Raw genomic sequence first — 5,190 nt, 5'->3', positions numbered from 1 at the left:
TTGTATTTTTAGAGAAGAAAGGGTATCAGGTAACTCCGGTTAATAATGTCAATGAGGCATTAGAGTTGATTGATTCTGAAAAATTCGCTCTTACTTTAATCGATGAAAACATGCCTGGGATTTCAGGCCTAGAAGCCATTCCGATGATTAAGGAAAAGGATAATTCTTTAAAAATAGTCATGGTTACCAAAAGTGAAGAGGAACATATCATGGAGGAAGCTATCGGTTCCCAAATCGCAGATTATATTTTAAAGCCGGTTAATCCAAATCAGATATTATTATCATTAAAAAAAAATCTGCAACAGGATAATTTGGTTGAACAAAAAACAATTTTACAATATCAGCAGGAGTTTAGAAATTTATCGATGGAGCTTTCTTATTTAAGAACGTATCAGGATTGGGCTGAATATTATAAAAAAATACTCAACTGGGAAATCAAATTTGATAAGGTTACAGATAATGAGTTTGCGGACCTTTTGCAGTCTCAGAAAGAAGAAGCCAATATTCAATTTGCCAAGTTCATTGAAAACAACTATGAAGACTGGCTGAACGGCAGTGATAAACCTATGATGAGCCATACCTTATTTAAAGAAAAGGTAAAGCCGGAAGTAGAAAAGGAAAAAGTTCTTCTCTTAATGGTAGATAATCTTCGTTATGACCAGTGGAAAGTAATAGAACCTTTATTTACCAAATATTATAATAAAGTTTCTGAAGATTATTATTACAGTATTCTACCCACAGCTACCCAATATGCAAGAAATTCATTTTTTGCAGGGCTAATGCCTTCTGAAATTGAAAAACGTTTTCCTGATAAATGGTTCAATGATAATGAAGAAGGGAATAAGAATGAGTTTGAACGTGACTTTTTAGAGGATCAAATGAAAAGAATTGGTTTAGGTTCCAAATCCATGAAGTACTTAAAAGTCTTGAATGCCGATTTTGAAAAAAAAATTTATGATGATTTCAACCAGCATAAAAACAATGATTTACTAGTTATTGTTTATAACTTTATCGATATCCTTTCTCATGCAAAAACGGATAATCATATTGTTGATCAGCTGATTAGAGATGATAAAACTTTCAGATCTCTCACACTTAACTGGTTTGAAAACTCTTCTTTAATAAAGATTATCAAAATAGCTGCTGAAAGTGGTTATAAATTGGTTATTACTACCGATCACGGAACTGTATATGTAAAGAAACCGAGTAAAGTAGTAGGAGACCGAGAAACTTCTACCAACATACGCTATAAAACAGGGAAAAGTTTAACCTACGACGACAGTGACGTATGGGCTATTACTAATCCTGAGAAATTATTTTTACCTAAAGGAAATTTAAGCTCTAAATATATCTTCGCCAAGAATAATATTTTCCTTGCTTATCCTAAAAATTATAATCATTTTGTGAATTATTATAAGGAAACCTATCAGCATGGGGGTATTTCTCTTGAAGAATGTATAATACCTATAAGCATTTTAAAACCCAAATAGTTTTTTTATAGTTTATTTAATTTTACGGTTTAGGTGGAAAAATTGAATTTTTCCGCTTATTCGTGAAAATAATGGCATATTTTTTGTGAAATATAATCCACATAAAAATCCTATTATGAAAAAGAATATTTTTGTTATGGCTGCTCTTACAGCTTTATTCCTAACTTCTTGTGCAAAAGAAAAACACACTGAAACAGTAAGTGCACCTGATACTGCAACAGCAGTAGATACAGCTACAGCTCCTACTGAAAAACCGTCCGCTGCTGCGGGTACTGATGAAATCGTAAAAAGTACAGCTAAAGACAAAAGCGGAAAAACTCTTGAAATGAGTTTCAACAACACTAAAAATACAGCTACTGTTGTATTTGAAGGAGAAACTATTGATTTAAAAGATCAAAGACCTGCTTCAGGGATTTGGTATAAAAATGATCATTATGAATTAAGAGGAAAAGGCGAACAAGTAGAATTAACTAAGGATGGTAAAGTAGTTTTCTCTAACTAAGAAAACCATTAACCTTTTTAGATTAAATTCTATAAAGCATATCAGTTTTGAAAATTTCAAAACTGATTTTTATTTTTCTAAGTTTGCCTAAAATATATTTATGAAACTTATTACTTATAATGTAAATGGAATCAGAGCTGCTTTTACAAAAGATTTCTTAGGATGGTTGAAACATGCTGATCCGGATATTATATGTATACAGGAAAGTAAAGCAGGAAATGACCAGATAGATATAGAAAGTCTTGAAAAACTAGGCTATCACAGTTATTGGCACTCTGCAATACGGAAGGGCTACAGTGGTGTAGGTATTGCGTCTAAGGAAAAACCTCTGCATATTGAATATGGATGTGGCATTGAGAGCTATGATAGCGAGGGCAGAATTATCCGGGCTGATTTCGAGGGTTACTCAGCTATTTCTGTATATGTTCCCTCTGCTTCCAATATTGAAAGGCTGGAGTTTAAAATGGAGTTCTGCCATGATTTTTTAAATTACATCAAAAATTTAAAGAAAGACATTCCCAATCTGATTATTTCAGGAGATTTCAACATCTGCCATGAAGCAATCGATATACACGATCCTGTACGGTTAAAAAATGTTTCAGGTTTTCTTCCCATGGAAAGGGAATGGATGACTGATTTTATTGAAGAATGTGAATTGATAGACAGCTTCAGGTTTTTCAATAATGAGCCCGATAATTATACATGGTGGAGTTACAGGCAAAATTCAAGGGCTAAAAATAAAGGATGGAGACTAGACTATAATTTCACGTCTTATTCTCTAAAAGACAAACTTTCAAGAGCTGCTATTCTAAAAGAAGCCGTTCATTCTGATCATTGTCCCGCCTTGGTGGAAATAAACTTATAAAATAAGAAAGCCAACTTAATACAGTTGGCTTTCTTTTTAAATCATAAATTTTAGTCGACAATTTCATATGAAACCGGGATTGTACCATGATCGGTATTTCCGATTTCACTGAACGCTGCTTTAGAAAGATCTAAAACTCTTGATGAATGGAAAGGCCCTCTGTCATTAATCCTTACTATTACTTCTTTTCCATTCCTCAAATTGGTAATTTTCACATTAGTACCAAATGGAAGCGTTCTGTTAGCTGCGGTAAATTTAGAATTATCAAAAATTTCTCCGCTTGCTGTTTTTCTACCATTAAACTTATCGTGGTAGAACGATGCATAACTTGTTTTTTTCGCATTTATGGTATTATTCGAAAACGAATAAACACCAAAGGTTGAAATCATCATTATGATTACGAGAATGAATCTTTTCATCATTTTGAATTTTATTGTTTGACGGAGCAAATTTATCATGAATCTTGGAAAGTCAACACTCAGTTAGTTAATAACTGTTAATTAAATCAAAATAAAATGTTAAAAAACATTATAAACTACTGTAAACAGGGGTTTTAGATAGCACTGTTAAAAAACGTTAAAATAAAGTATTAAAAGTTAATTTAATTAACTAATTAAGACATAATTTACAAATTAGAAAAAGCAAAACATCCTAATTACCAACCAGTTAAAATAATTTAAGGATAATTCTTCTATCAATAAAAAACCACTGAGAAAGATCTCAGCGGTTTCCATTTATAATAATTTTAAAGATAAGTAAGTCTTCCTAATTACTTGAGGTATTCCAATACATAATCATAAGTTCCTGCCGGATAAACTACAGATACGGTAGGTGAACCTGTAATTGCATTTCCAGCTGTAGTAGCAATAGTATAAGAGTATAAATCTCTAGAATATACAGTGTTGCTTCCTGATTTGTAAATTGTAATTCCATAAAGCCCCGTCATCCCTGCAGGGGCCGGAATATTTACTGCAGTAGAATTTCCACTTGCTGTAAATGTTCCTTTAATAGCATATACTTGTGCGCTATTTATTAATGTATTAGTAGTAGTTTCCGTTGTAAGGATGTTTACTGCACTTGAACTTGCAGCAGCAACCGGTTTCCACGTTCCTCCTGTAACCGTTGTAGATTTATTGTCATAATACCAATACCCCGCTGTTAAAGTTCCTTGGGTAGCACCAACACCTGCTACACCACTTGTAGCTGTATTGTATACAACCATTCCATCGAAACGATTAGGATATGAAGTAGCAATCCCTGTAGGAGTACCACTAAATGATGTAAAGGTTGTCAAATCCGTTCTAGGGAATATCAACCCTTTTCCGATATTGGTTGTAGCATTTGTTGTAGAGTTAGATGATGCATCAATAAATGCTGAACTATTTGTGGCAACAGAATTGTTAATTGAATTTACAATTCTTACTTGGGCCTGGGATAATCCTACTGCTGAAAGTAATAGGATAAAAACAAATTTATAATTGCTCATTATTTGTATCTTAAAATTAAACATGATTTATTAGTATCCACTGATTACAGACCAAGAACCAGCTCCTGTACCTCCTACATACATAAGAATAGCACCTTGCTGAGCAGGAATATTTTGGTTAGCTCCTTCTCTTGGTAGTGGAGAAATATCTACACTATTATTCCCTTTATTACTTACATAATATTTTTTACCTATAGAGACTCCACTTGTAGGTAATGTTAAAGTAGCTCCTGGTGTATTAACATTCAATAATATGATATCATCTGTAGCTTGAGCTGTATAACTAGAAGTTTGTTCTAGTGTCTCATTACTAGGCTGAATAGCTGATGTCCCTCCAACCGATTTCCACTCAGGTACTGAGCTATCAAAATAATAGAAACCTGCACCAGTAATTTTTGCCGTTCTAGTTGTATTACCTGTACCTGAGGTAATGAAAACAATCGCTCCATTCTGGTTAGTACTGTAAGTACCAGAAGTATTATCTTTTGCTATTAACTGCGCGGCAGTCATTCTAGGAACTAATACAGCATCTGGCATGGTATTATCAGAAGTATTGGCTGCAATATCCAAAGTAGCTGCTGGCGACGTGGTATTAATACCAACTCCTCTCTGTTGAGCTTTCGTAATTACTGAAAAGCAAACCAGCATTGTCGCCGTGAATAAAAATTTTTTCATAAGTTTTTAAAATTTAAATTTATTTTTCATCAACATATACCCATAATTTAGATGGTTTCCCATCCCAACTTGTGCGCTGTTTTAATTTGTTAAACAATCCAACTTTAATTTGATCACATGGTTTTTCTGATTTTATATATCCCAACTTGATCTATATGGACAAATAATAATC

The 5,190-nt window shown here is 33.1% G+C and carries 6 protein-coding genes; 3 read left to right on the top strand and 3 right to left on the bottom strand.

The genetic code is table 11. The annotated features are described in order from the left end of the window. The 3 genes from Q0A18_RS04785 to Q0A18_RS04775 all read left to right on the top strand — a co-directional run. The coding region (locus Q0A18_RS04785) for a bifunctional response regulator/alkaline phosphatase family protein (RefSeq protein ID WP_292009034.1) at positions 1 to 1,490 on the top strand (1,490 nt) is incomplete at its 5' end. Positions 1,491 to 1,605: 115 nt separating this feature from the next. Beyond that, entirely contained in the window at positions 1,606 to 1,992 is a 387-nt protein-coding gene (locus Q0A18_RS04780; protein ID WP_292009033.1) for an MliC family protein, read from the top strand. Positions 1,993 to 2,092: 100 nt separating this feature from the next. Continuing rightward, a complete protein-coding gene (locus Q0A18_RS04775; protein WP_292009032.1) occupies positions 2,093 to 2,857 on the top strand; it encodes an exodeoxyribonuclease III in 765 nt (254 codons plus the stop codon). A 50-nt stretch (positions 2,858 to 2,907) separates the two neighbouring features. Here Q0A18_RS04775 and Q0A18_RS04770 read toward each other — a convergent pair whose 3' ends face one another. The 3 genes from Q0A18_RS04770 to Q0A18_RS04760 all read right to left on the bottom strand — a co-directional run bounded on the left by Q0A18_RS04770 (position 2,908) and on the right by Q0A18_RS04760 (position 5,018). Next, a complete protein-coding gene (locus Q0A18_RS04770; RefSeq protein WP_292009031.1) occupies positions 2,908 to 3,279 on the bottom strand; it encodes a septal ring lytic transglycosylase RlpA family protein in 372 nt (123 codons plus the stop codon). 347 nt (positions 3,280 to 3,626) lie between these two features. Next, a complete protein-coding gene (locus Q0A18_RS04765; RefSeq protein WP_292009030.1) occupies positions 3,627 to 4,343 on the bottom strand; it encodes a hypothetical protein in 717 nt (238 codons plus the stop codon). Positions 4,344 to 4,373: 30 nt separating this feature from the next. Next, entirely contained in the window at positions 4,374 to 5,018 is a 645-nt protein-coding gene (locus Q0A18_RS04760) for a hypothetical protein (RefSeq protein WP_292009029.1), read from the bottom strand. Positions 5,019 to 5,190: the final 172 nt, after the last annotated feature.

Origin of the sequence: Chryseobacterium sp. (assembly GCF_022712095.1) — a bacterium.
Classification (GTDB): domain Bacteria; phylum Bacteroidota; class Bacteroidia; order Flavobacteriales; family Weeksellaceae; genus Chryseobacterium.
Note: the sequence above shows the minus strand (reverse complement) of the source record. Positions and strands in the feature narration are given on the sequence as shown.

Excerpts from the sequence above, each read along its gene's own strand:
- Q0A18_RS04780 (WP_292009033.1), top strand. The coding sequence starts at position 1,606 with ATGAAAAAGAATATTTTTGTTATGGCTGCTCTTACAGCTTTATTCCTA.
- Q0A18_RS04775 (WP_292009032.1), top strand. The coding sequence starts at position 2,093 with ATGAAACTTATTACTTATAATGTAAATGGAATCAGAGCTGCTTTTACA.
- Q0A18_RS04770 (WP_292009031.1), bottom strand. The coding sequence starts at position 3,279 with ATGATGAAAAGATTCATTCTCGTAATCATAATGATGATTTCAACCTTT.
- Q0A18_RS04765 (WP_292009030.1), bottom strand. The coding sequence starts at position 4,343 with ATGAGCAATTATAAATTTGTTTTTATCCTATTACTTTCAGCAGTAGGA.
- Q0A18_RS04760 (WP_292009029.1), bottom strand. The coding sequence starts at position 5,018 with ATGAAAAAATTTTTATTCACGGCGACAATGCTGGTTTGCTTTTCAGTA.